The organism is Streptococcus salivarius (genome assembly GCF_002094975.1).
GTDB lineage: Bacteria > Bacillota > Bacilli > Lactobacillales > Streptococcaceae > Streptococcus > Streptococcus salivarius_D.
Map to the genome: position 1 here is coordinate 830428 of NZ_CP015283.1, position 23307 is coordinate 853734.

The 23307-nt window shown below is 38.5% G+C and carries 24 protein-coding genes; 11 read left to right on the forward strand and 13 right to left on the reverse strand.

Translation table 11 applies throughout. The features are described 5' to 3' along the window. Positions 1-75: 75 nt before the first annotated feature. The 7 genes from V471_RS04360 to V471_RS04390 all read right to left on the reverse strand — a co-directional run bounded on the left by V471_RS04360 (position 76) and on the right by V471_RS04390 (position 6297). Complete coding sequence (locus tag V471_RS04360) at positions 76-987, reverse strand: PTS system mannose/fructose/sorbose family transporter subunit IID (protein ID WP_002883717.1); 912 nt, start codon at positions 985-987, stop codon at positions 76-78. A 14-nt stretch (positions 988-1001) separates the two neighbouring features. Next, positions 1002-1817 carry a PTS mannose/fructose/sorbose transporter subunit IIC gene (locus V471_RS04365; RefSeq protein WP_045768767.1) on the reverse strand — a complete coding sequence of 272 codons (816 nt, stop codon included), beginning with the start codon at positions 1815-1817 and terminating at the stop codon, positions 1002-1004. A gap of 67 nt (positions 1818-1884) precedes the next feature. Next, positions 1885-2877, reverse strand: coding sequence for a PTS sugar transporter subunit IIB (locus tag V471_RS04370; RefSeq protein ID WP_002883770.1), 993 nt, complete (start codon positions 2875-2877; stop codon positions 1885-1887). Positions 2878-3142: 265 nt separating this feature from the next. Next, on the reverse strand, positions 3143-3529 hold the full coding sequence (locus tag V471_RS04375; protein WP_002883750.1) for a DUF956 family protein: 387 nt from the start codon (positions 3527-3529) through the stop codon (positions 3143-3145). Between the two features lie 12 nt (positions 3530-3541). Next, the gene (locus V471_RS04380) at positions 3542-4456 is read right to left on the reverse strand and encodes a PTS system mannose/fructose/sorbose family transporter subunit IID (RefSeq protein WP_002883815.1); all 915 of its coding nucleotides are present in this window, start codon (positions 4454-4456) and stop codon (positions 3542-3544) included. Between the two features lie 15 nt (positions 4457-4471). Beyond that, positions 4472-5272, reverse strand: coding sequence for a PTS mannose/fructose/sorbose transporter subunit IIC (locus tag V471_RS04385; protein WP_002883727.1), 801 nt, complete (start codon positions 5270-5272; stop codon positions 4472-4474). Between the two features lie 17 nt (positions 5273-5289). Then, positions 5290-6297, reverse strand: coding sequence for a PTS sugar transporter subunit IIB (locus V471_RS04390; RefSeq protein ID WP_022495829.1), 1008 nt, complete (start codon positions 6295-6297; stop codon positions 5290-5292). Between the two features lie 378 nt (positions 6298-6675). On the opposite strand from V471_RS04390, the gene V471_RS04395 reads away from it, so the two are divergent. The 7 genes from V471_RS04395 to V471_RS04425 all read left to right on the forward strand — a co-directional run bounded on the left by V471_RS04395 (position 6676) and on the right by V471_RS04425 (position 13951). Then, positions 6676-7407 carry a cyclase family protein gene (locus V471_RS04395; protein WP_002883746.1) on the forward strand — a complete coding sequence of 244 codons (732 nt, stop codon included), beginning with the start codon at positions 6676-6678 and terminating at the stop codon, positions 7405-7407. 251 nt (positions 7408-7658) lie between these two features. Continuing rightward, the gene (locus tag V471_RS11180; RefSeq protein WP_230311015.1) at positions 7659-7865 is read left to right on the forward strand and encodes a transposase; all 207 of its coding nucleotides are present in this window, start codon (positions 7659-7661) and stop codon (positions 7863-7865) included. Positions 7866-7883: 18 nt separating this feature from the next. Then, positions 7884-8012 carry a hypothetical protein gene (locus V471_RS11295; RefSeq protein ID WP_002883737.1) on the forward strand — a complete coding sequence of 43 codons (129 nt, stop codon included), beginning with the start codon at positions 7884-7886 and terminating at the stop codon, positions 8010-8012. A gap of 765 nt (positions 8013-8777) precedes the next feature. Next, positions 8778-9740, forward strand: coding sequence for a thioredoxin family protein (locus V471_RS04405; protein ID WP_002883806.1), 963 nt, complete (start codon positions 8778-8780; stop codon positions 9738-9740). Positions 9741-10038: 298 nt separating this feature from the next. Further along, the gene (locus tag V471_RS04410) at positions 10039-10260 is read left to right on the forward strand and encodes a garvicin Q family class II bacteriocin (protein ID WP_022495973.1); all 222 of its coding nucleotides are present in this window, start codon (positions 10039-10041) and stop codon (positions 10258-10260) included. 472 nt (positions 10261-10732) lie between these two features. Beyond that, positions 10733-12889, forward strand: coding sequence for a peptide cleavage/export ABC transporter (locus V471_RS04420; protein ID WP_002883725.1), 2157 nt, complete (start codon positions 10733-10735; stop codon positions 12887-12889). Positions 12890-12973: 84 nt separating this feature from the next. Then, on the forward strand, positions 12974-13951 hold the full coding sequence (locus V471_RS04425; protein WP_232326838.1) for an HlyD family efflux transporter periplasmic adaptor subunit: 978 nt from the start codon (positions 12974-12976) through the stop codon (positions 13949-13951). An 87-nt stretch (positions 13952-14038) separates the two neighbouring features. On the opposite strand, the gene V471_RS11300 is transcribed toward V471_RS04425, so the two are convergent. The 6 genes from V471_RS11300 to V471_RS04450 form a co-directional block, all read right to left on the reverse strand. Next, positions 14039-14209 carry a GHKL domain-containing protein gene (locus tag V471_RS11300; protein WP_157108264.1) on the reverse strand — a complete coding sequence of 57 codons (171 nt, stop codon included), beginning with the start codon at positions 14207-14209 and terminating at the stop codon, positions 14039-14041. A 102-nt stretch (positions 14210-14311) separates the two neighbouring features. Further along, positions 14312-14698, reverse strand: coding sequence for an IS110 family transposase (locus V471_RS04430; protein ID WP_045768432.1), 387 nt, complete (start codon positions 14696-14698; stop codon positions 14312-14314). A gap of 19 nt (positions 14699-14717) precedes the next feature. Further along, on the reverse strand, positions 14718-15479 hold the full coding sequence (locus V471_RS04435; protein WP_049529073.1) for an IS110 family RNA-guided transposase: 762 nt from the start codon (positions 15477-15479) through the stop codon (positions 14718-14720). A gap of 208 nt (positions 15480-15687) precedes the next feature. Further along, entirely contained in the window at positions 15688-16197 is a 510-nt protein-coding gene (locus V471_RS11065; protein WP_198166466.1) for a GHKL domain-containing protein, read from the reverse strand. Between the two features lie 653 nt (positions 16198-16850). Then, positions 16851-17588 carry a LytR/AlgR family response regulator transcription factor gene (locus tag V471_RS04445; protein ID WP_002883766.1) on the reverse strand — a complete coding sequence of 246 codons (738 nt, stop codon included), beginning with the start codon at positions 17586-17588 and terminating at the stop codon, positions 16851-16853. A gap of 728 nt (positions 17589-18316) precedes the next feature. Next, the gene (locus V471_RS04450; protein ID WP_002889987.1) at positions 18317-19129 is read right to left on the reverse strand and encodes an HAD family hydrolase; all 813 of its coding nucleotides are present in this window, start codon (positions 19127-19129) and stop codon (positions 18317-18319) included. 208 nt (positions 19130-19337) lie between these two features. On the opposite strand from V471_RS04450, the gene V471_RS04455 reads away from it, so the two are divergent. The 4 genes from V471_RS04455 (at position 19338) to lytR (ending at position 23254) form a co-directional block, all read left to right on the forward strand. Continuing rightward, positions 19338-20759: an NCS2 family permease gene (locus V471_RS04455; RefSeq protein ID WP_002883789.1), complete on the forward strand. Its 1422-nt coding sequence runs from the start codon at positions 19338-19340 to the stop codon at positions 20757-20759. Positions 20760-21034: 275 nt separating this feature from the next. Beyond that, positions 21035-21478, forward strand: a complete 444-nt coding sequence (tsaE, locus tag V471_RS04460; protein ID WP_084871137.1) for a tRNA (adenosine(37)-N6)-threonylcarbamoyltransferase complex ATPase subunit type 1 TsaE — start codon at positions 21035-21037, stop codon at positions 21476-21478. Beyond that, positions 21471-21992, forward strand: coding sequence for a GNAT family N-acetyltransferase (locus V471_RS04465; RefSeq protein ID WP_002886613.1), 522 nt, complete (start codon positions 21471-21473; stop codon positions 21990-21992). Before tsaE ends, V471_RS04465 begins: the two co-directional genes overlap by 8 nt. An 8-nt stretch (positions 21993-22000) precedes the next feature. Beyond that, the gene (lytR, locus tag V471_RS04470; protein ID WP_002886614.1) at positions 22001-23254 is read left to right on the forward strand and encodes a glycopolymer--peptidoglycan transferase LytR; all 1254 of its coding nucleotides are present in this window, start codon (positions 22001-22003) and stop codon (positions 23252-23254) included. The last annotated feature ends 53 nt before the right edge of the window (positions 23255-23307 follow it).

Consider the following 23307-nt stretch of genomic DNA (forward strand, 5'->3'; position numbering starts at 1 on the left):
TATCTCGCTTTTTGATTGTAGTACCTTTATTATAGCATAAGAAAAGAGTTCAGCTTTGCTAAACTCTTACTCTTTTTACATGATTCCGAAGAAGCTTGCAACAATACCAACTACAAAGAGTCCGATGATGATTGTGATTGGTGAAACTTTCTTCTTAAGCAACCACATACATGCAAAAGTAAGGAGAAGTCCCATCAAACCTGGAATCAATGAATCCAATTGTTTTTGGAGGGTATCAACTTGAATCTTATCGAAGCTAAGTTTGTCATTAACTTGGCCGAGGATAGTCTTAAGTTGGTCACCGCTAACATTGCCTTTAGGCCATTCGATATAGGCACCTTTAGACAAAACTTTACCTGGAAGGTTTACAGTGAAGACGATAGATACCCAACGTTCAACAAGGACAGCCAAGATGAACATACCAAGGATTGATGCCCCTTTAGTAATATCTTTCAAGATACCACCAGACATGTCTTTAGTGATTTCTGAACCTGCTTTGTAACCAAGTTCTTGAGTGTACCACAAGAAGGCCATACGGATAAGGTTCCAACCGATGAAGAAGATAAGTGGACCAGCGATGTTACCAGCTTGTGCCAATGATGCACCAAGGGCACCAAGGATAGGACGAACTGTGAACCAGAAAACAGGGTCACCGATACCGGCAAGAGGTCCCATCATACCGATTTTAACCCCTTGGATAGCAGCATCTTCGATGTCAGTACCGTTAGCTTTTTCTTCTTCAAGAGCCAAGGTAACACCCATGATAGGAGCAGCTACGTAAGGGTGGGTATTGAAGAATTCCAAGTGACGTTTAAGAGCTGCGGCTTGGTCTTCTTTGTTAGTGTAGAGTTTTTTGATAGCAGGAATGAGTGAGTAAGCCCAACCCAAGTTTTGCATACGTTCATAGTTCCATGAACCTTGCAAGAATTGTGAGCGCCACCAAACCTTTTTACGATCCGCTTGAGATAATTGAATTTTTTCAGCCATGAGAGCACCCCTTCCTAGTAGTCTTCCAAGATATCGCCGATTGGGTCGCCTGAACCAGATGAAGTTCCGCCACCATTTCCGCCACCTTGTTTAGAAAGGTTGAGGTAGATGAAGGCAATAGCGACACCGATAGCACCAAGAGCGATAAGTGTCAATTGGCTAATAGCAGCAAAAGCAAAACCGATGGCGAAGAATGGCCAAACTTCACGAGTTGCCATCATGTTGATAACCATAGCGTAACCAACGGCTACGACCATACCACCACCGACAACCATACCGTGGTTGAGCCAGCTAGGCATCAAACCAAGGGCATGTTGAACAGATTCTGCTGGGATAGCAAGAAGAAGGGCGGCTGGCACAGCGATACGCAACCCTTGAAGAAGGAGGGCGAGGTAGTGTGCACGTTCAACACCAGCAATGTTTCCACTTTCTGCAGCTTTATCTGCGGCATGAACAAGGGCAACAGAGGCTGTACGAACAAGCATAGTTAGGAAGAGACCGGCAACCGCAAGTGGGATAGCTGTTGCAGTCGCAACACCGATACCTTCAGTTGTGAAGTTACCACCTTTAACCAAAATAATGGCAGCAGCAACAGAGGCAAGGGCAGCGTCAGGAGCGACAGCGGCACCGATATTAGCCCAAGCAAGGGCGATCATTTGAAGAGAACCACCAAGCATGATACCTGCAGTGAGGTTACCTGTAGCAGCACCGATGAGGGTACATGCAACAAGTGGTTGGTGGAATTGGAATTGGTCAAGGATACCTTCAAGACCAGCAAGGAAGGCAACAACTACGACCAAAATTGCAGAAATAATTGACATATCTGACATGGTAATAATTCCTTTTCTATTGAGTTGTGATTAGCTGAGAGTATCAACTAATTTATCCGAATGAAGGTTATTGAACGTTAGCTTTTTTGATAAGGTCGAACAAATCTTTCTTAGAATCATTTGGTACCTTACGGACGTCGAATTCAACGCCAAGGTCACGCAATTTTTCGAAGCAAGCGACATCGTCTTTGTCCATAGACAAAACGTTGTTAACCATTGTTTTACCAGTTGAGTGAGCCATAGAACCAACGTTAAGTTCTTTGATTGGCACGCCACCTTCGATAGCACGAAGTGCGTCTTGAACAGTTTCGAACAAGATAAGCGCGTGTGTGTTACCAAAGCGAGGGTCCTTAGAAGCATCAATCAATTTTTGAATTGGAACAACGTTTGCTTTAACCCCATTTGGTGCTGCTTGTTTGATCAATTCTTTACGAAGCTCATCTTTAGCAACGTCATCTGAAGCAACAATGATACGGTCTGCTTTAGAAGCAGGTGTCCAGTTAGTTGCTACTTGACCATGCAAGAGACGTGTGTCCAAACGTGCCAAGTTAATCTTGAGTTTACCATCTCCGATAACTGTCCCTTCTGGGATAGCTCCTTGAGGTGCAGCAGCTTCTACAGGAGCTGCTGTTGTTTCCTCAGCTGGATTAAGCTCCTCTGGAAGTGCCTTGATACCACCCTTAGCTTCCTTGATGATATTAGCAGCAACTTGCTCTGCAGTAGCGTTAGCATCCATCATACGTTCAGTGTATGCTTGGATAAGCATTGGCAAGTTAAGTCCTGTGATGATAGCAATCTTGCGATCTGGATTTTCTCCAGCAATTCGACTGGCTTGGTTAAATGGTGAACCAGACCAAAGGTCAGCCAAAACAAGAATTTCATCATCAGCATCGAATTGTGCAATGGCGTCGTTGAAGTGAGCGTACAAGTCATCAGGACCTTCACTTGGCATGAAAGTTACGACTTGAACTTTCTCTTGGTCTCCAAAAATCATAGAGCCTGATTGGTGGATTCCTTCAGCGAACTTACCATGGCTGGCAATAATAATACCGATACCCATTCGTGTTCTCCTCCTTATAAATTATTTTTTCCTAGGCTTAAAAAGACTATCTCCGATTTTTATCAAGACGCTAAAAAAAGCGTCTCTCAATCTTTTTAAACATAAGAAATCAAGAACAATTATATTCTAAAACGCTTTCAAGAAAATGTCAATAGCTAGTGAGATAAAATTTCAAAAGAAGTCAAACTCTTTCAAAAATGAGCAAAATATTATAAAAAGATTGCCCAATCATTAGATTGGACAATCTTTTTATAATACTCGGAGATTATTTCTTCTTGACAATGAGTCGGAAAAGATTCTTAAAGCCTTGTTTGAGAACAACGATGAAGCTAGGTGCTTTTCTTAAACTTTCTCGAGGAATTCTTTTTTGAATTTCTTTCAAAGTTATTCGGCTTTTTCGACTGGCAAAACGGAAACGTCCATTTTGCTTAGTACGGATTTCAAAACGTGGGATGAACTTACCACCGAAGTAGACATCGGCAATCACATAAGTGACTTCATCCCAAGGAATTTGAACGTAGTCTTGTAACTTCGTATCATTGTAAAATTCGAAGGCCTTATCACCGACCATGATATTTCCGTAAATAGGTCCTTCACGAAACCAAGTTCCCTTAGTTGTGTGAGCCATTTCGGTATTGAGCGATTTAACCATACCTTGCTCCGATTAGAGTATACCAATAATGTGGAGCACAATAGCAAGGACAAAGATACCTAAGATGATAACGATTGGAGAAACTTTTCTCTTAAGAAGGTACATACAGAGGAAAGTCAAACCAAGGGCAGCAAGACCAGGAATCAATTGGTTTAAGTTATCTTGCAAGGTTGTCACCTTGTTGACTTCGAGTGATTTACCAGCAGCTTGTTCTAGGAAGGCTGCTTTAACACCGGCAATACCTTTTGGAAGTTTATCCCAATCGATATAAGCACCTTCTTGTTGTTTAACAGTAGAGACAACTGGTGTGAAGGTGATACTTACCCAACGTTGGATAAGAGAACCGATAACGAACATCCCCATCATTGATGCGCCACGAGTTACTTGTTGAAGAAGGTTACCAGATACGTCGTCTGTGATCGCAGTACCAGCACGGTAACCGAATTCTTGGGTATACCATTTAACGGCAGCTACCATGACGTTCCAGAGAACGAAGAAGACGATTGGGCCTAGGACGTTACCTGAAACAGCCAAACCTGCTCCTAATGAAAGGAAGATTGGACGAAGGGTAAACCAGAAGAGAGGGTCACCGGCACCTGCAAGAGGTCCCATCATACCGACCTTAACCCCTGAGATAGCAGCATCATCAATCTCAGCACCGTTGGCACGTTCTTCTTCCAAGGCAAGGGTAACCCCAAAGATTGGGTTGGCCATAAATGGTTGTGTATTGAAGAATTCCAAGTGACGCTTAAGCGCAGCAGCACGTTCTTCTTTAGTTTGATAAAGTTTTTTGATTGCAGGAATAAGGGTGTAAGCCACACCACCATTTTGCATACGTTCATAGTTGAATGAAGCTAAAAGGAAGTATGAGCGCAAGAAAGCTTTGAAACGATCTGCTTTTGTTAATTTAATTTTTGAATCAGCCATTTTCTTTCCTCCTAATTAAAAGTCTTCCAGAATTTCACCGAGGGGATCACCTGATCCTCCATCGTTTGAAGAACCCAATGAACCACTAGCTTCAAGTGCAAGGTACATAACGGCAAGGCAGAGACCGATGATACCCAAGCTAATCAAGGTCAATTCTTTGAGTGCAGCCAAAGCAAAACCAAGGAAGAAGAATGGCCAAACTTCGCGACTAGACATCATGTTGATAACCATGGCATAACCAACGGCTACAACCATACCACCACCGATTGTCATACCTGATTTTAACCATTCAGGCATAGCTTCAAGACCAGATTGTACGAGGTGTGCAGGAATCAAGAGCAAGAGGAGGGCAGGGATAGCAACACGGAGACCTTGGAGGGCCATACCGATAAAGTGCCATCTTTCAACACTAGCGATATCAGCAGCTTCTGCACGGCTATCCATAATATGAGCGATGAAGACAGTTGCTGTACGGACAACCATTGTCAAGGCAAGACCGGCAACAGCCAAAGGCACCGCAAGGGCGATGGCAGGACCAATCCCTTTAGTTCCTTGACCACCCAAAATAAGGATGATTGTAGAAGCTACAGCGGCAAGTGAGGCATCTGGTGCCATGGCAGCACCAACGTTAGCCCATCCCATAGTGATCAACTGTAAGCTACCACCCAACATTACGCCGAGTTCTAGATGACCAGTAACAAGACCGATAAGGGAACAAGCCACAACTGGTTGGTATGTTTCGATTTGGTCGTTAACTGAGCTACAACCGATGATGAAAGCAACAATTACGACTAAAATAATTTGTACTAAACTCATTTATGCATCCTCCAAAATTATTTCTTCTCTGCTAATTTAGTTTCAGCTGACTTAATCAAGGCATCAACGTTTGCTGGGCTATCACTTGGTACCCCACGAACGTCAAATTTGACACCCAATGATTGCAACTCTTTGATAGCATCCACATCTGTTTGGTCAAATGAAAGAGCTTTAGTAACGTTGACTTTTCCTTCTTTATAAGCTGAAGAACCAAGGTTGATTTCTTTAATATCAACACCTGCTTTAACAGCAGCAAGAGCATCTTCAACAGATTCAAAGAGAAGCATAGCACGTGTATCACCAAAACGTGGGTCATTGTTTGCTTTAACCATGTTTTTAATTGGGATAACGTGAACTTGAACACCAGATGGAGCGGCTTGTTTAATCATGTTTGTACGAAGTTTATCATGACAAACAGTGTCTGAAACAACGATGATACGGTCTGGGTGAGTTGAGTGAGTCCAACCAGTCGCAACCTGACCGTGGAGGAGACGTGTGTCAACACGAGCCAAAACGTATTTGATTTTTCCATCACCAAGTACTGTTCCTTCAGGAATGGTACCCTTAGGAATAGAAGGTTTAGCGTCTGCTGGTTTAGTGTCTTCTTCAGGAATAAGGCCTTCTGGAAGGACTTTAACGCCTTCTTTTGTTTCCTTATAAATGTTAGCGACAATCTCTTCAACCCCAGCATCAGGAGCTACCATACGTTCCGTATATGCTTGGATAAGCATTGGTAAGTTGAGTCCTGTCACGATAACCATCTTGCGATCAGGATTTTCTTCCTTAATTCGGCTTGCCTGGTTAAATGGTGATCCAGACCAAAGGTCTGCAAGGACTAGAATTTCGTCGTCAGCGTCAAATTGAGCAATGGCATCTTTGAAGTGAGCGTACAAGTCGTCAGGACCTTCATTTGGCATGAAAGTAACCACTTGAACTTTCTCTTGTTCACCAAAAATCATAGAACCTGATTGGTGAATACCTTCAGCGAATTTACCATGGCTAGCAATAATAATACCGATACCCATTAGTGTTCTTCCTCCTTTTATATATTGTTTCTTAGGAATAGAAAAATGATTATTGGTATTAGCATCGATCAGTATGAAATGACAACAATATTTTTTTAGTCCCTCGAAAATTAGAACACTCTAATTATAGGACGTTACCATGAATTTGTCAATGGTTTTCGTAACAAAAGTGTCATATAATTGAAAAAAAACATCAAATTATTGCAAATATACTTTTTTTCAGACAATAAGTGTTAAATATAGTTTTAAGCTATATCTAACTAGAGGAAATAGGATTAAGAAAAAATGAGATAAAAGCTTGTAATAGCTGGTGTTGGCTGCTATAATTTCTTCAATTAACTATTTAAGGTTAAATCTATAAGAAAAGAGGGCCTCCTTATGTCAGATTTACTAAGTATTTATAATGAATTGCAATCTAAGAAATGGGTTGACTTGACCCACAAAATTAATGCGGAAAGTCCACATTTCCCAGCCCTTCCTGCTTTGAAACAAGAAGATCTTTTCACATTAAAAGATGGTTTCCATGTTCAAAAATTTACAGTGGTTGGTCAATACGGAACGCATATTGATGCACCGATTCACTTTGTAGAAGGTGGTCGTTGGTTGGATGAGATTGCCCTCGAAGATCTTCTTTTACCACTCTATGTTATCAACAAGTCTAAAGAAGTTGCTGCGAATCCAAACTTTATCTTGAGCAAACAAGATATCTTAGACTTTGAAGCAGAGCATGGAAAAATTACTGAAGGGGCCTTTGTCGCTTTTCGTAGTGATTGGTCGAAGCGTTGGCCAGATCAAGATGCTATGCGCAACCTTGATGAAAATGGGGTTCAGCAAAGTCCAGGTTGGAGCCGCGAAGCTCTAGAATTCTTGATTCATGAACGCCATGTTAAGGCTGTCGGTCATGAGACTTTTGATACAGATGCTGGTATTCCAGCAGCAGAACATGGCTTGGTTAACGAATACTACCTCTTGGAACAAAACATTTATCAGGTGGAAGTCTTGAATCAATTGGATCAAGTTCCAGCTGTTGGTGCTTTGATTTCAATTGCATTTCCTCACTGGGACAAAGCGACAGGTTCCCCAGTGCGTGCAGTGGCTATTTTACCTTAATCATAAGAAAAAATACCGGAAATCTAATCGCACTGAAAAAGTCATCAATCGATGACTTTTTTGTTATACAAAACTTAAGGGATTGTATGCTTGATAACCAGTTAACTTTAGTCCAGTCTAGATGATATTGTTGTTCCAAAAAATCATTTTTTACGTCAGCTAACGGAACTCTGTGATTTTACCTTTATTTACGATGAGTTAGAAAAAAATTATCGTCCTGGCTTGGACGTAAAGCTTATTCGCCGATTATGATGTTCAAATATCTCTTATTAAAAGACATCTATAAGTTATCCGATGTGGAGGTGCTAGAGCAGTCCTTTTCTGATATGGCTTTTAAATACTTCCTTGCTCTGTCTCCAGAGGATAGCGTTATTGAACCTTCTTCATTGACTAAATTTCGTAAACTTAGAATCAAAGATGAACGGTTACTCGATTTACTCATCGTTAAATCTATATAAATTGCTCTGGAACATGGCTTGATTAAAAGTAAAATTCTCATTGCGGATACGACCTATACTAAAGCTCACTACAATCATAAGAAACTCCAAGAGGTTTTTCGTGAACGTTCAAAAGCCTTGCATAAAACAATTTACCAATGCTCATAAGATATCAAAGAAGAATTTTTTATAACAAGGATGTAGATCTCTTTGCTTATCCAGAAGGACATATGGAGCTAAAGAAAGTCAGGACAGGAAGAATAATGGTGAGATATAATTCTAAGGAAATCTATTATTTTGATATCAAGTATTGTAAAATCTGTCCTTTAAAAAGTGGGGTATTATACAGAAGGGGCTAAGTCAAAAACCTATTCTATTACCCTTAATAGTAATGAATACCACTTTCAGAAGAGATTCCAGAATTTAAAGAAAAGGACAAACATTGCTTTAAGATAGGGAAAATGAGGAACTTAAATACAGATATGATCTTGGTGTGGCTAGTGAACTGCACCCCAGAAGTTAGACAGAAAAAATCTACCTTTTGTGTTATCATCTTCAAGATAGTAACCATATAGGATATTACAAACCATCCCACCTATTTGATTTTATGGTTTTATTACTGTTTAGTGATGTAATGACTACCCATAAGGTGAGAAAATACGTTAAAAGTCATTGAAATATTATTAGGTAAACAATGTTCTCACCAATTAAAACGACTAAGACAAGTAGAGCAAAGGTGAGACTGTTAAAATGAAGTATGTTATACAAAAAACGTGACGACTGGTCATGTTTTTACATATTTGTATAATCAGAATTAGTAAACTAAGTTGTTGAGGAGGGAGCCATTTGTGCCATATTCTGGTCATTTGTGCCAGGAAGAAAATCAAGTTTATTTGGTTATTATAATAAAACTATCAGAAATAAGGAGTTATTATGGCACAAAAAAGACTAAAAACATTATTGACCAGTTCGCTATTACTCACTAGTTTATTGGCTAGTGTGACATTGGCTGATGAGCTAATAGATACTGAGTATAATTCGACTTCACCGGTTGAAGTCGTAGATACGACAATGACTAATCAGATTGCCACCTCATCGGAGAAAGATGTAGGTATAGCAACGACTAGTCAGGAGGAACCAAAACAACAAGTTGATACTAGTGTTTCTGATCCAGACTCTCCTATTGGAGTAGCATTACCTTCCTTAGGAGAGTCTGAGGAGGAGACTGCGGATAAGATACCGACAGTTACTGTTGACGAATATAAGCACAATGTAACTGAGTTGCCGAAAATAACAATAGAAGATGTACATCATTCTTTTACAGAGGATAACCAGAAACATACTATTTATTTTGGCCGTGAAACATGTTATTACTGCCGTCAGTTCTCACCTGAATTAAAAGTGTTGAATCAATTGTTAGAGGGGCGTTTAGAATACTATGACACCGACCAACCAGATTTTGACAGGAGCTATATTTTCGGTGAGATTGGTATTCCAGGGACACCAACTCTTCTGTACCTAGAGAATGGAAAAGTTCTTTCAGGTTGGGTTGGTGGAGGTTCAGCTAAGGAAGTTTATGACTATCTTTCGCAATCAAGCCAACACTTTATGACAAGTAGTAATGCTCCTACGGAACAAACATCAATTGCTATACAGCCATATGTAACAGAGGAAGAAAATAAAAAAGTAGGGCAATTACACCAATCTGAAGCTTTGTCATCGGTTTCCGTTTCTACTCAGACTTCTAAGTTTGTTCAGAAATCTGAGGCATCTCTACCTACATTGGGCACTTCAGATGATACTGTTATAATTATTTTGGGTCTTGTAAGCTCAGCAGTAGCTTTTTGGATTATAGGTAGTAAGACATATAATAATAAGGAGAAGTCATTAAAATGATAATCGATTTTACTAAGCAAGACACTGTATCTTAGTTTCTGCTAATCCACTAGTGTCGGCTCCGCTGGATGGTTGGACCTTTGGGAGACCATTTCAAAAACAGAAAAAATAGGGTGAAACTTTAATGGTTCAAAGACCTACTGCTATAACAGATTGGTCAATGGCAAATGGCCTTCTTTTGTCTGTTCGTGCCATAAATGGACCATTTGTGACAGAAAGATCTTTTTGGGATTGAACTTGTTATACTAGACATGTGATAATGATATCACAAAAAACTATTTAAAGGAGGTTGTCGCTTATGGCAGCACAAACACTGAACAATTTCAACTCACTTGATTCCGAAGCTCTCTCTACTGTTGGAGGTGGAAGAGGTATATGTCGCTATGTTTGGTCTGGTGCAAACGGATATTCTTGCCGTTATCCAGATGGACGTTGGGATTATATTGTAACAAAGTCTCCTTCTCAAGCGGTTTATGATATTGCAGTTCATGGTTGGAGTGGATTTTACATTGCCCCTTGATAGAAAGTAATCTAGTTGAAAAAGAGCAATAACAGCCCAATTGCGAATATCATAAATAATATCTATAATCTTACTTCTAAATTGATAAACAACTGCAAAAGAACGGAGATGTATTCAAATTCTAGCAGTTATTAATCTTTTTAAAGGAATATCACTGAGGTCAGGAGTGAGTTGAGTAATACTCTTACGACATTACAAGATGAATCAAAACGTAAAATTAATTTATCAAGAGGATTATCATCAATTGACTTGTCTTTTTGATAATTTATATGTTTGTGATGATTAGTAATGAAAATTACAAAAAAGATCAACTGAATTTAACCTATTAAGGTAGATTTAGTTGGTCTTTTATAATTATAGTCTGATTTTTCACCATTCGTGCCATATTTGGACCATTTGTGACAGGATCAACTATTAATTATGAGGGCTGTTATACTGAGGAGTGTGAAAGAAATATAGGAAAGGAGATGTAATGTTACGTTTTCGTAAAACTTTTGTGCCTCAGGTTGATATGATGGATTGTGGTGTGGCAGCTCTTGCTTCTATCTCTAGGTATTATGGATCAGACTACTCCTTGGCTCATTTGAGAGAATTAACCAAAACAACCAAGGAGGGCACAACAGCCCTTGGTTTAGTTCAGGCGGCTAAAAAAATGGGGTTTGAAACAAGGGCTATTCAAGCGGATATGTCTCTCTTTGAGATTAAAGATATATCCTATCCTTTTATCGTTCATGTCGCAAAAGATGGTAGACTACAACATTATTATGTGGTCTATAAAAATAAGAAAAATCATCTCATTATTGGAGATCCGGACCCTAGCGTCAGAATAACTAGGATGTCCAAAAAGGGGTTTGAAAAGGAGTGGACAGGTGTCGCCTTATTTTTTGCACCAGAACCCAGCTATAAACCATACAAGGATAAGAAAAATGGTTTATTAGCTCTTGTTCCACTTATTTTCAAGCAAAGATCTCTTATCACCAATATTGTCTTAGCTAGTTTTTTAGTTACTTTGATCAATATATTAGGTTCTTATTACTTGCAGGTAATTTTGGATGAGTATATCCCGAATCAGATGCAGTCAACTTTGGGAATTATTTCAATTGGTTTGGTTGTGACCTACATTTTGCAACAAATGATGAATTTTGCCAGGGAGTACTTACTGACTGTGCTGAGTCAACGTCTAACTATTGATGTGGTCTTATCCTATATTCGGCATATTTTTGAACTTCCCATGTCCTTTTTTGCGACGCGACAGACGGGAGAGGTAACTTCACGTTTTAGTGATGCCAATTCGATTATTGATGCGTTAGCATCGACCATCTTATCTGTTTTCTTAGATGTTTCAATTTTGATGATTGTGGGTGGTGTCCTTCTTCTCCAAAATAGGAATCTATTTTGGTTAGTCTTGTACTCCATACCGATTTATTTGATTATTGTCTATACCTTTATGAAGCCCTTTGAAAAGATGAACCATGATGTTATGCAAAGCAATGCTATGGTGAGCTCAGCGATAATTGAGGATATCAATGGGATTGAGACCATTAAATCTCTAACTAGTGAAGAGGTCCGTTATCAAAAGATTGATAGTGACTTTGTAGGTTATTTGGATAACTCCTTTAAGTTGTCCAGATTATCTATCTTACAGACCTCTATAAAACAAGGGGCACAATTGATTTTAAATGTGCTCATTCTATGGACAGGAGCTCAGCTCGTTATGGCAAATACGATATCAGTTGGTCAGTTGATTACGTTTAACATGCTCTTGTCCTATTTCACAACACCATTAGAAAATATCATCAATCTCCAAACCAAACTTCAGTCTGCAAAGGTGGCCAATGCCCGTTTAAACGAGGTATATCTAGTGGATTCAGAGTTTCAAACGTTCCAAGAAAATCCATATCAAGAACAGCTACTTAAAGGTGATATCACTGTCTCTGACCTATCTTATAAATATGGTTTTGGTCGAGATGCTTTATCAGATATCAATCTAACTATCAAACAAGGAGAAAAAGTTAGTTTTGTGGGTGTTAGTGGGTCTGGTAAGACAACCATAGCCAAGCTCTTAGTAAACTTTTATAAGCCTTACAAAGGTACGATTAGTTTAAATGGTCAAAATATCGATCAGTTGGATAAGAGATCCTTACGTCAGTTTATCAACTATCTTCCCCAACAGTCTTATGTTTTTAGTGGTAGTCTATTAGACAACCTAACTTTGGGAGCTGATCCTAGCGTGGTGCAGGAGGATATTTTAAAAGCTTGCGATATAGCAGAGATACGTCAAGATATTGAACAAATGCCCATGGGATTTCAAACAGAACTTTCAGATGGAGCGGGTCTTTCAGGAGGACAAAAGCAGAGGATTGCTTTGGCTCGTGCCCTCCTAACGAAATCTCGAGTGCTTATCTTAGATGAAGCGACGAGTGGATTGGATGTATTAACAGAGAAAAAAGTCGTTGATAACTTATTGCAACTAACAGATAAGACGATAATTTTTATAGCCCATCGTTTGAGTATCGCTCAGCGAACACATCGTATTTTTGTTATGGATCAAGGTCGCATAGTTGAGAGTGGTTCTCATGAGGAATTGTTGTCTCAAGCAGGCTTTTACCAGCGTCTCTTTCAAAGTTAATCGGGAGGAAAAACAGTATGAATCCGAATTTATTTAAAAGCACAGAATTTTACGACGCTTCTTGTTTTTCCTTTAGTCTTATTCGTGGTTTTTCTGGTATCCTTTTCCTTTTGGGCTAAAAAAGAGATTGTTGTTCAAGCCATAGGTACGGTAGAAGCAACACGTATTATTGCGCTGATTCAGTCAACCAGTGATAATCCTATTATGGCTAATTATTTGACATCCAATAAAGTGGTCAAAAAAGGTGAGACTTTGATTCAGTACACGGAGACAACTGAGATTTCACAGAAAGACAACCTTCAACAGAAACTGGATTTACTAAAGCGACAGGAGACACAGTTGAAAATTTTAAAGAGTAGTCTTGAACAAGGTTCTAACCTTTTTCAAGAAGATGATGATGAATTTGGCTACCAAAGTACGTTTAGTACCTATGTTAGTCAGTTGGACGAACTAGAAACATCGGTTCAGAATAATGATGGAGGATTTGTTACAGATGATACTAGTATATCTTCTAAAAAACTGGCCTTAAAAAATCAATTTTTGCAAGAAGTCGTCCAACAACTATCCACTTTACAATCACAGATTATTGATTTAGAAGGTAAAGTGAATCAAGCAGGCTTTCAATTGTCAAGTACGCAAATCCAAGCACCAGAAGATGGCATCCTCCATATTGTTCAACCGGCTAAACAATCTACAGTAGTTGCCACAGGGACAGAATTAGCCCAACTTTATCCTAATATTTTGGATACTAGGGAGGTGTTGATCAGTTACTATGTCAGCTCAGAATATGTTTCTAATCTCAAGAAAGGGCAAGTGGTTCGACTATTCCTCGATAAGGTTGGCAATCATGGTGTAACAATTAAAGGAAGTATAGAAAGCATTGACGGTTTTGCGACTGAAACCGAAAAGGGAAATGTTTTTCGTATCACAGCTAAAGCAAAGTTAACGACTAAGGAGGCTCAAAACATCAAGTATGGTTTGCAAGGACACGTTACGAGCGTCATTGCTAAAAAGACTTACTTTGATTATGTCAAAGATAAGGTGCTTAATCAACTAAATTAAACCAAGAAGTAAAAACTCAAGGATTGACAAGAAAACATGAATAAGTATCCGTTGAAAGATTTATAAGACAAAAAACTTGACGCTAGATCAAGTTTTTTGTCTTATAATTAGGTCCTGAGTAAACTCATATGCCACACTTCTAGTATTAAGAGAAACGTTGGGATAATACTCTAGTATCTCTCTTATACTAGCTAGACCAATACCACGGTCAGTTCCTTTGCTTGAGAAACCTTTTTGAAAGATTTTGGTAATAGAGATACTCTCTTCTTTGGTACTATTTTATTTGAAAAAAACATTAAAAATAGCGCAAAAAACTCTTCTTGTGCTATACTGTAATTGAGATTTTTTAAATTTTTGGTGTTAGAACTGTTGCCTCAGTCCTAGCACTTTTTCTTTGTCGTATTCTTGGTGTGTTGCGAGAATTTTGTAAATGATACGAAGTAGCTTATGTGCGCAAGCAATGACGGCTTTCATCTTACTTCCTCTTTGGGAAATTTTGCTATAAAAAGATGAAAACGCATTGTCTTTAGAGTGAGCCGCAATCAATCCCGACATGGTCAAAGCCTGCTTGATATATCGATTTCCTTGCGTGATATGTGAGGATTTTTTAATGCCAGCACTTTCATAAGATCCTGGGCAGAGCCCAGCCCAAGAAGCTAAGTGTGCGTCTGATTGAAAAGCCTTCACATCTGGTCCAATCTCAGCTAAAATTGTGGCTGCACAAGTTTCACTCACACCAGGAATCATTTGAAGTAATCTATTTTCTTCAGGGAAACTCCTTTTCGATATAAGCTATTATTTCACTCCTTAATTTGTTCATGAGTTTTTGATACAATTGATATTCTTCTAGGCTTTGGTCCAAGAGAAATCGATCCTCCAGTGACAACTTCCCATTCATGGCCTCCATTAATTCTTCGGGACTTGCTTTGACATGCTTGTGAATACAAGCTGTCACATTGTCATAATCAATGAGTTCCCCATTGATAAAGAGCGTTAAAAGAGACTGTCCTGTCTTAGAGAAGATATCAGAAAGATAGCTGGTTAGTTTGATATTAGCACGTTGTAAGAGGTTATGAATTTCATTCTTTATTTGAGTTTGACGTTGTTTGTAAGAACGTAACCTACGAGTGAGTAAACGTAACTGCATCACTTCAGGGCTTGGAATGTAAGATGGCTCAATAAGTCCACAACGTCCGAGCTGTGCAATCCATTCGGCATCTTTCATGTCTGTTTTTCGACCAGGCACATTCTTAATATGTTGGGGGTTAGCTAATATCAAATTGAGTTCTGAGTCTGAGAATATATTAAAGAGTGGTACCCAATATTGGCCAGTGCTTTCAAAAAAGACATGTGTGACGTGATTTTCCAATAACCAATCTAAGGCGTTTTGGAGAGCTATAGTTGTTGTACCAAATTTTTTCTGAATCTTTTTAGGTTTATTGCTTTCTAGTGGACCATCTAGAATACAACAAACGATAGACTTTTGGTGGACATCAATTCCACAACAAGTTTCAATCATAACTTCCATTACAAAAACCTCCTGTTAACTATTGAACAATAGAACAAGAGGCTATTAGTAATTTTATTTTCATGCTCAAGGCATATTCGAGTTATCTCATGACTCTTGTTCATCCAGTTTTTGATACAGGCTAGGCAAAGCCCTATTAAAGACAACGGATTGGTATTGTTCACCTTCATTATAAGCCGAACTTTCTTTTCTGTCATGAGTTAGCAGGCTAAGCCTGCTTAGAGTTTTTGATAATGAAGCGTTGATATTTATCCTGTTTAATATAAGCAATCATTATCTTAGTTTTTTTAGCTTTTACAGTAGCTTCCATGGCATTGTCTATCAGTATAGAGATAACAGTGATAAAGTCCAGAATAGTCATTCCCTCTAACGTGATAGGACTTGGAATTTCTAGGGAGATATCAATATTTTGGTCATCTGCTTGGAGAAATTTGGCAGATAGGAGGCTTTTTAGAGTATTATCTTGGATATTGATTAGTTGTGTCAAGTCAAATTGCTTGGTTTCTAGTCTTTTATCAGATGTTTCCAAAATCGAAGTGTAGATATCCTTGACTATTGTCATGTCTTCCTGATCAATGCCTAGTTTCAGAGTGGTAAGTAGGTTTCTATAATTATGACGAAAACCACGGACGGTTTGATAAAGCTCTTCAATTTTATGATTGTAGGTATCGAGATTTTTTAGCCTGATATTGTTTTGTAGATTTAGTTCTTCTTGCATTATATCTCTAGTAGTTCGGTCAAGAAAGATGAGCATTAAGAAGAACAAAATGGTATAGATAATGACAATAAATTTGCGTAGGTCTAGTGTAGATGAATGGGTAAATTCCTCAACGTAGACTAGGGAGTGCTGAATGATAAAATAAATTATCAATAAGAAATTCGTAGTTTTAATAGTTCTTTGGGATTTGGTATTAGGCCGCTGGTTTTTTAAAAATTTGAAACTTTGTTTGAAGAATCCAATTAAAAGAAAAGACAGCAATGTAGGAATAATCATTGACATATTAGAAAAAACGATATCTCTTTTAAAAAAGTCATTACCAATATTAAATAGTGGGTATAAAAAGAAAGCTATCATTCTTAAGCTGAGATTAGTTATTGTCAAAAAGAATATGCTATAAAATAACTTTATTTCAGACGAAAGGGTAGACTTTCTTAATAGTAAAAAAGAAAGGGAAAAATAAAATATTTCTTCACTAAAGTAAGGTAGAATACCCCATCTCGTCAGATTACAAATAAAATTAAATAGTGGTTTAAGAAGTAGCAAAAACAGAAATTGCCTAACTGACACTTTTCGATCAATGAGATATAGGAAGAGTGCTAGTTCTATCCCTATGCTAAAATTTATAAGAAACAAAAAAACTAGTTTTAACATCATATCTTCTTATCCTCATACATAAAGGCTAAGACTGCCTTGATATGTCTACGAGATACCAGACAGTTAGTGCCGTCTGACATTTCGATTTCGCGTTTGGTCTTATTGAGACGTACCAACTTGTCAGGGTTGATTAGGTAGGAGCGATGACAGCGGAAGAGCTTAGGATTGGCATTAGCTAAGTCTGAGATATTGGCTCGAAACTCAAAAATGCTATGGGAACCGTGTAAGATAACATAGTGCCTTTTAGCAGATGTTTCAATATAAAGCAAACGGTCATAGGAGAGATCGATATGGTCGGTTCCAGAATGAAAAGAGAACTTTTCCTCTTTTTTTATACTTTGCTTAGCGACATAGGATAGGGCTATCGCGACCTTTGATTGAAAAGAATCTTCATCTAGATTTTTGTCGATATAGTCTAGGGCAAAGAGTTGGTAACTAAAAGTTAAGGGCATAAACTCTGAGTGGGAGGTTACAAAGACAATATGAGCATCTGGTAGTTTGTTTCGGATGGTTTGTCCCAAATGGAGTCCTTCTTTTTCTTTCCCTTTAATCTCAATATCCAAGAAAAAGAGTTGTTGATGGTTGGCTGGCTTTATATATTCCAGAAGTTGGTTGGATTGTTCAAAGGTCTGGACACAGTCTAGTGTCTCACCATAGGATCTGAGAGCCTTATCCAGAGCCTGTTCCAATCTACCTTGCTGTATTATGTTGTCCTCTAAAATGTAGATATCCATATTTTAGTCCTTTATTGTGTTATATATTCTTTTTACGAATAAAATTAAAAGAATCACATAAAATATAACATAATTATAATCTAATTGCAATTAAATGAGAGCTAAGCTATGTTTATGAGCGCTTTTTCAAGTTTAAACTGAGTAATTTATTTTGCTGAGCTGATTCAAAATACTTATAATATATTACGTTATCTTTTTAAAGCTTCTAGTTACAGCTATTGTTGCTTTGATGATATTAGTTGGTCTCGGTATGATATTGCGTCGTAAAATAAAGGAAATTTTGATAAAGTGTTCACCCAATTGTAGAAAGTTCTTTTTTATTCATTACCTTGAATATTATATGTTTAAGATTGTACTGATCCAAGATGGTTAGCCAAAAAGCATTAGAAAACTGGATTAATTCTGTACTGCATAAGGCTAGGTTCTCTTAGTTTTGAATCGTTGATGGTGGTGGAACAAAATATAATTGTAAATGGCTTTCTCTATTTAATACACTTTTTAATACACTTTCTCTATTTAATACAGTAGGTGATGATTTCGCTCATCTCCGAAGGATAATTATACCGAAGAAGGATTTCATCATTCACGAGGAAGCCACTATTGTGAAAGTTATTGGTAAAAAGGAGGAATCTACCAAAATATAAGATAGATTCCTCCCTTTATTATTTTATTTGAGTTATAGCGATGATTTTTTCAGTGGCTCGGAAATCTCTGATGCCTTTTCTTGTTTATAAAAAGAGTTCCTGGAGTTTGCGAGCAACGCCATCCTCTTCATTAGTCCACTCAATTTGTTCGTTAGCGTGGGGGAGAAGAACAGAGCTAGCATTTTTCATGGCATAACCAGTTTTAGCAAGTTCTAACATCTCTGTGTCGTTGTGTTCGTCACCAAAAGCAATCAAATCATCCGTTGATTTGCGCATGGCCTTAAGTAAGTAGTTTAGGGCGTAGGCCTTGTTAATACCTTTAGGCGAAAATTCCAAAATATTAAGTGGACCACCCCAAGAATCAACTTCAATTTCTTCCTTGAAGTCCTTCTTGATGTCATCGGCAAGTTGGTACTTATCCTCATGGCGAGTTTGCATAAGGAGAGCGTTAGGGTTGCGCGTGATTTTAGTTGGTTCTAAACGCATAGCCTCAATAATTTTATCAACACCAAAGAGTTGTGGTTGGATACGCTCTGGGTGATTCATAGTGATATAGAAGTGTTTTCGATATTCACTAGCCAGAAAATCCATCTCTAACTCATCATGGCGTTGTAAGAGGCTAATCAGATATTTCTTATCTAATTTAACCGAATGCTCATAAGCCCAGTCTTGATCTGGAAGATTGGTCAAAGAGCCGTTAAAGGTAATGAGGGGTGTTTCTAAACCTAGCGTTTTGTAATGATCAATAGCCATACGATAAGGACGACCTGTAGCAATAACGACTTGGTGTCCTTTGTTTTGTATGTCTTTAATCGTCTTTTGTGTAAATTCTGAAATAGTTCCATCTGGGCGTAATAACGTTCCATCAAGATCTAGTGCAATCAATTTTTTTGTCATGTTCCTATTATAGCAAAAATCTGTCCTTTGTTGGTGATTAAGAAAGAGCTTTCTAAGAACGTTCGGTTTTTCATAAGAAAAGTCTCAGGAAATAAACCTTGCACCGTCAAATGATTTCATGTAGAATAGTAATGTTGCATTCTACATGAGAATGTTCCGAAATTATTCGGATTTTGACAATATTTTTTATTAAGGAGTCTAAACTTTCATGGAAAAGTTTTTCAAATTGAAAGAACATGGTACTGATGTCCGTACAGAAGTGACTGCCGGATTGACAACTTTCTTTGCCATGTCTTACATCCTCTTTGTTAACCCAGCGATGTTGGCCCAAACAGGAATGCCTGCACAAGGTGTTTTCTTAGCAACAATTATTGGTGCGGTTGCAGGGACATTGATGATGGCCTTTTATGCCAACCTACCATACGCTCAAGCGCCTGGTATGGGGCTTAATGCCTTCTTCACCTACACAGTGGTCTTTTCTTTGGGTTACACTTGGCAAGAGGCCTTAGCAATGGTCTTTCTATGTGGTGTTATTTCATTGATCATCACAGTAACTAAAGTGCGTAAGATGATTATTGAGTCTATTCCAACAGCTCTCAAATCTGCTATTTCAGCAGGTATCGGTGTTTTCCTTGCCTATGTTGGGATTAAAAATGCTGGTTTCTTGAAATTCTCAATTAATCCACATACCTACACTGTAGCAGGTAAAGGTGCTGACATGGCTAAGGCTTCAATTACAGCTTCATCGTCAGCTACACCAGGTTTGGTTGCTTTCAATAACCCAACTGTAATTGTAGGTTTGATTGGTCTTGCGATTGCGATTTTCTTTATTGTTAAAGGTATTCGTGGTGGTGTTCTTCTTTCAATCCTCGTAACGACTATCATTGCTATTTTTGCTGGTGTCGTTGATCTTGGAAGCATTGACTGGCACGCAGCTAGCTTGACATCATCTATTAAAGATCTTGGTCAGGTCTTTGGTGCAGCGCTTGGATCTAAGGGATTGGGATCACTCTTTGCAGACGTTTCTCGTTTGCCTGGTGTCTTTATGGCTATTCTTGCCTTTTCATTGACTGATATCTTTGATACTATCGGTACCTTGATTGGTACTGGTGAGAAGGTTGGTATCATTGCTTCAACAGGTGATAACAACGAATCAAAAGCTCTTGACCGTGCTCTTTACTCTGACCTTGTTGGTACAAGTATTGGTGCTATTGCAGGGACTTCAAACGTTACAACTTACGTTGAATCTGCAGCAGGTATTGGTGCTGGTGGACGTACTGGTTTGACAGCTCTTGTGGTTGCTGTACTCTTTGCCATTTCTAGTTTCTTTAGTCCAGTGGTGTCAATCGTTCCAAATGCAGCCACAGCGCCTATTCTTATTATTGTAGGTGTTATGATGCTCTCTAACCTTAAGAGTGTCGATTGGGAAGACTTGTCTGAAGCTATTCCTGCCTTCTTCACTTCTATTTTCATGGGATTCTCATATAGCATTACTTATGGTATCGCAGCTGGTTTCCTTACTTATACTTTGGTCAAAATCGTCAAAGGTCAAGCTAAGGATGTCCACTTTATTATGTGGATTTTGGATATCTTGTTTATCCTTAACTTCATCAGTATGGCTGTGTTCTAAAGCTTGAAAGTAAAAAGTCTGTACATTTGTCAGGCTTTTTCTTTTGCGATTTTCATCTGGAGGAATGTGAGAGAGTTTTTTTGATTAACTTTCAAATCTATAGTAAGTTTTACAAAATCATTTCTAATCCATGAGTGGTTGATGTGGTTAAAATAAATTTAAGATTAAAATACACATCTTAACTTCTTACTTAAATGATTCAATATTTATAAGTTTCTACTGTATTTTTGCAGTGGATTCTAGTCCATATTTTTATTTTTTGATATAATGAGAACATGATTTACAGTCAAAATGAAGAAGAATTGATTAGTATCGGTCAAAAGCTAGGTCGACTGCTCGATTCTGGAGATATAATTGTTCTCTCAGGTGATCTGGGAGCTGGCAAAACAACCTTAACCAAGGGAATTGCCAAAGGTTTGGATATTTCACAGATGATAAAGAGTCCAACCTATACTATTGTAAGGGAGTATGAGGGGCGAGTGCCACTCTATCATTTAGATGTCTACCGCATTGGTGACGATCCTGATTCTATTGATTTGGATGATTTTCTGTATGGTGAAGGTGTGACAATCATCGAGTGGGGTGAGCTCCTAGACGAGAGCCTGCTAGGGGACTATCTCCTAATTTCGATATCTCATCATGGAGATGGACGTCAGTTGCTTATTGAATCTTTCGGTCCTAGAAGTAAGGAGATTCAGGAGGAAATGGTAAATGGCTGAGCAAGAATTAGTCATTGAGGAAGCTCAAAGAGAGGATGCTGCCTCTCTAGCTTGTTTACTAGAGACTGTAGCCTTGGAATCGGATTTTCTAGCACAAGATGATAGAAGTTCTATACTGAGTGCTGAACAGTTAGCCACTTATATTGAAGGTCATCAGCATAGGCTTAATGAGATTTGTTTGGTGGCGAAATTGGGTCATGAGGTCATTGGTGTTTGTAATGTTACCTCTGATCAAGATACTAAGACTAGTCATATTGGCGATGTATTTATTGCGGTTTCTAAACCCTACTGGGGGAATGGTGTTGGCCAGTTTCTTATGGAAACAATGATTGACTGGACAGATCATACCCCAGCTATCCGCCGCTTAGAGTTGACAGTTCAAGCACGTAATGAACGTGCGGTTCATCTCTATCAAAAATTTGGATTTGACATTGAAGGCACTAAGAAACGTGGTGCAAGAACTAAAAATGGAGAATTTCTAGATGTTTATCTTATGGCTAAACTCATAGATTAGGAAAAAACATGAAACTTGGACGAAAAATTTTATTGATGTTGTTGGCGATTTTTGCAACGACAGTAGTAGCTGCTGGTATTTACCTAACGACAACTTATAATTACGCCACAGGCGAATTGTCAAAAACGTTTAGGGCTTCTAAAGCAACTTCGGGGAATAGTAAGGCTATTCAACAGACTAAGCCTATAACTATTCTCTTGATGGGGGTAGATACAGGATCCAAAGAACGTAAGGAAACCTGGGAAGGAAACTCTGATACCATGATTTTGGTAACAGTGAACCCTAAGACTAAGAAAACAACCATGACCAGTTTGGAACGTGACCTTTTGACAGATATTGAGGGGTCGGGTGAAGCAAAACTAAATTCAGCATATGCTGAAGGTGGTGCTGACTTGGCTATTTCAACCATTCAAAAGGTTTTGGATATTGATATTGACTATTATGCACTGATTAATATGCAGGGTATGATTGATCTGGTAGATGCTGTTGGTGGTATTGAGGTAACGAATCATTTTGATTTTCCAATTTCGATTGCAGAAAATGAACCTGAATTTCAGGCAAAAGTTGAGCCTGGAACCCATAAAATCAATGGTGAGCAAGCTTTAGTCTATTCACGTATGCGTTACGATGACCCTGATGGTGACTATGGTCGACAAAAACGTCAACGTGAGGTTATTCAAAAAGTTGTAGCTAAGCTCTTGAAGATGGACTCTATTGGTTCTTACAAGAAAATTTTATCGGCTGTAAGTTCTAATGTTCAGACAAGTATCGATCTTGGTGATACCAATACTTTGCGTAGCTTGATGGGTTATAGTGATGCCCTTAAAAATATTAAATCATACCAATTGGCCGGTTCGGATGCCATGATCAATGGAGGAAGCTATCAAGTAGCCTCCACTGAGGATATTCTTAAGGTGCAAAATCGTATCAAGAAGGAAGTTGGTAAGAAAAAAGTCTCTGAATCTAATCTTAAGACTAGTTTGGTTCTCTATGGTTCTGGTAGCTCTAACTATGGCTCAGATGATTTTGTTAATTCCAAAGGAAACGTGGCTTCGAGTGAAGTATCTTCAAATTATGAGGCCTGGCCATCTGAGGCAGCAGGTGGTGGATCGGTAAGTACCTACAATGGAGGCACTACCTATAGCAATAACTATAGTGAAAACACTGGTAATTATGTTCAGGAACAAGGTACGACAACCCCTACATACAATAATAATGGATCGGGTGTGACTACTTACAGCACTGTTCCAGCGGCGCAATAAATAAGGTTGGGTGATTCCCAACCTTTTTGCTTTGAAATGATATGGTTATTCCT

Bases quoted from the DNA above. Each gene is read 5' to 3' on its own strand.
- V471_RS04360 (WP_002883717.1), bottom strand. From the start codon at position 987: ATGGCTGAAAAAATTCAATTATCTCAAGCGGATCGTAAAAAGGTTTGG.
- V471_RS04365 (WP_045768767.1), bottom strand. From the start codon at position 1,817: ATGTCAGATATGTCAATTATTTCTGCAATTTTGGTCGTAGTTGTTGCC.
- V471_RS04370 (WP_002883770.1), bottom strand. From the start codon at position 2,877: ATGGGTATCGGTATTATTATTGCCAGCCATGGTAAGTTCGCTGAAGGA.
- V471_RS04375 (WP_002883750.1), bottom strand. From the start codon at position 3,529: ATGGTTAAATCGCTCAATACCGAAATGGCTCACACAACTAAGGGAACT.
- V471_RS04380 (WP_002883815.1), bottom strand. From the start codon at position 4,456: ATGGCTGATTCAAAAATTAAATTAACAAAAGCAGATCGTTTCAAAGCT.
- V471_RS04385 (WP_002883727.1), bottom strand. From the start codon at position 5,272: ATGAGTTTAGTACAAATTATTTTAGTCGTAATTGTTGCTTTCATCATC.
- V471_RS04390 (WP_022495829.1), bottom strand. From the start codon at position 6,297: ATGGGTATCGGTATTATTATTGCTAGCCATGGTAAATTCGCTGAAGGT.
- V471_RS04395 (WP_002883746.1), top strand. From the start codon at position 6,676: ATGTCAGATTTACTAAGTATTTATAATGAATTGCAATCTAAGAAATGG.
- V471_RS11180 (WP_230311015.1), top strand. From the start codon at position 7,659: ATGTTCAAATATCTCTTATTAAAAGACATCTATAAGTTATCCGATGTG.
- V471_RS04405 (WP_002883806.1), top strand. From the start codon at position 8,778: ATGGCACAAAAAAGACTAAAAACATTATTGACCAGTTCGCTATTACTC.
- V471_RS04410 (WP_022495973.1), top strand. From the start codon at position 10,039: ATGGCAGCACAAACACTGAACAATTTCAACTCACTTGATTCCGAAGCT.
- V471_RS04420 (WP_002883725.1), top strand. From the start codon at position 10,733: ATGTTACGTTTTCGTAAAACTTTTGTGCCTCAGGTTGATATGATGGAT.
- V471_RS04430 (WP_045768432.1), bottom strand. From the start codon at position 14,698: ATGATTCCTGGTGTGAGTGAAACTTGTGCAGCCACAATTTTAGCTGAG.
- V471_RS04435 (WP_049529073.1), bottom strand. From the start codon at position 15,479: ATGGAAGTTATGATTGAAACTTGTTGTGGAATTGATGTCCACCAAAAG.
- V471_RS11065 (WP_198166466.1), bottom strand. From the start codon at position 16,197: ATGCAAGAAGAACTAAATCTACAAAACAATATCAGGCTAAAAAATCTC.
- V471_RS04445 (WP_002883766.1), bottom strand. From the start codon at position 17,588: ATGGATATCTACATTTTAGAGGACAACATAATACAGCAAGGTAGATTG.
- V471_RS04450 (WP_002889987.1), bottom strand. From the start codon at position 19,129: ATGACAAAAAAATTGATTGCACTAGATCTTGATGGAACGTTATTACGC.
- V471_RS04455 (WP_002883789.1), top strand. From the start codon at position 19,338: ATGGAAAAGTTTTTCAAATTGAAAGAACATGGTACTGATGTCCGTACA.
- tsaE (WP_084871137.1), top strand. From the start codon at position 21,035: ATGATTTACAGTCAAAATGAAGAAGAATTGATTAGTATCGGTCAAAAG.
- V471_RS04465 (WP_002886613.1), top strand. From the start codon at position 21,471: ATGGCTGAGCAAGAATTAGTCATTGAGGAAGCTCAAAGAGAGGATGCT.
- lytR (WP_002886614.1), top strand. From the start codon at position 22,001: ATGAAACTTGGACGAAAAATTTTATTGATGTTGTTGGCGATTTTTGCA.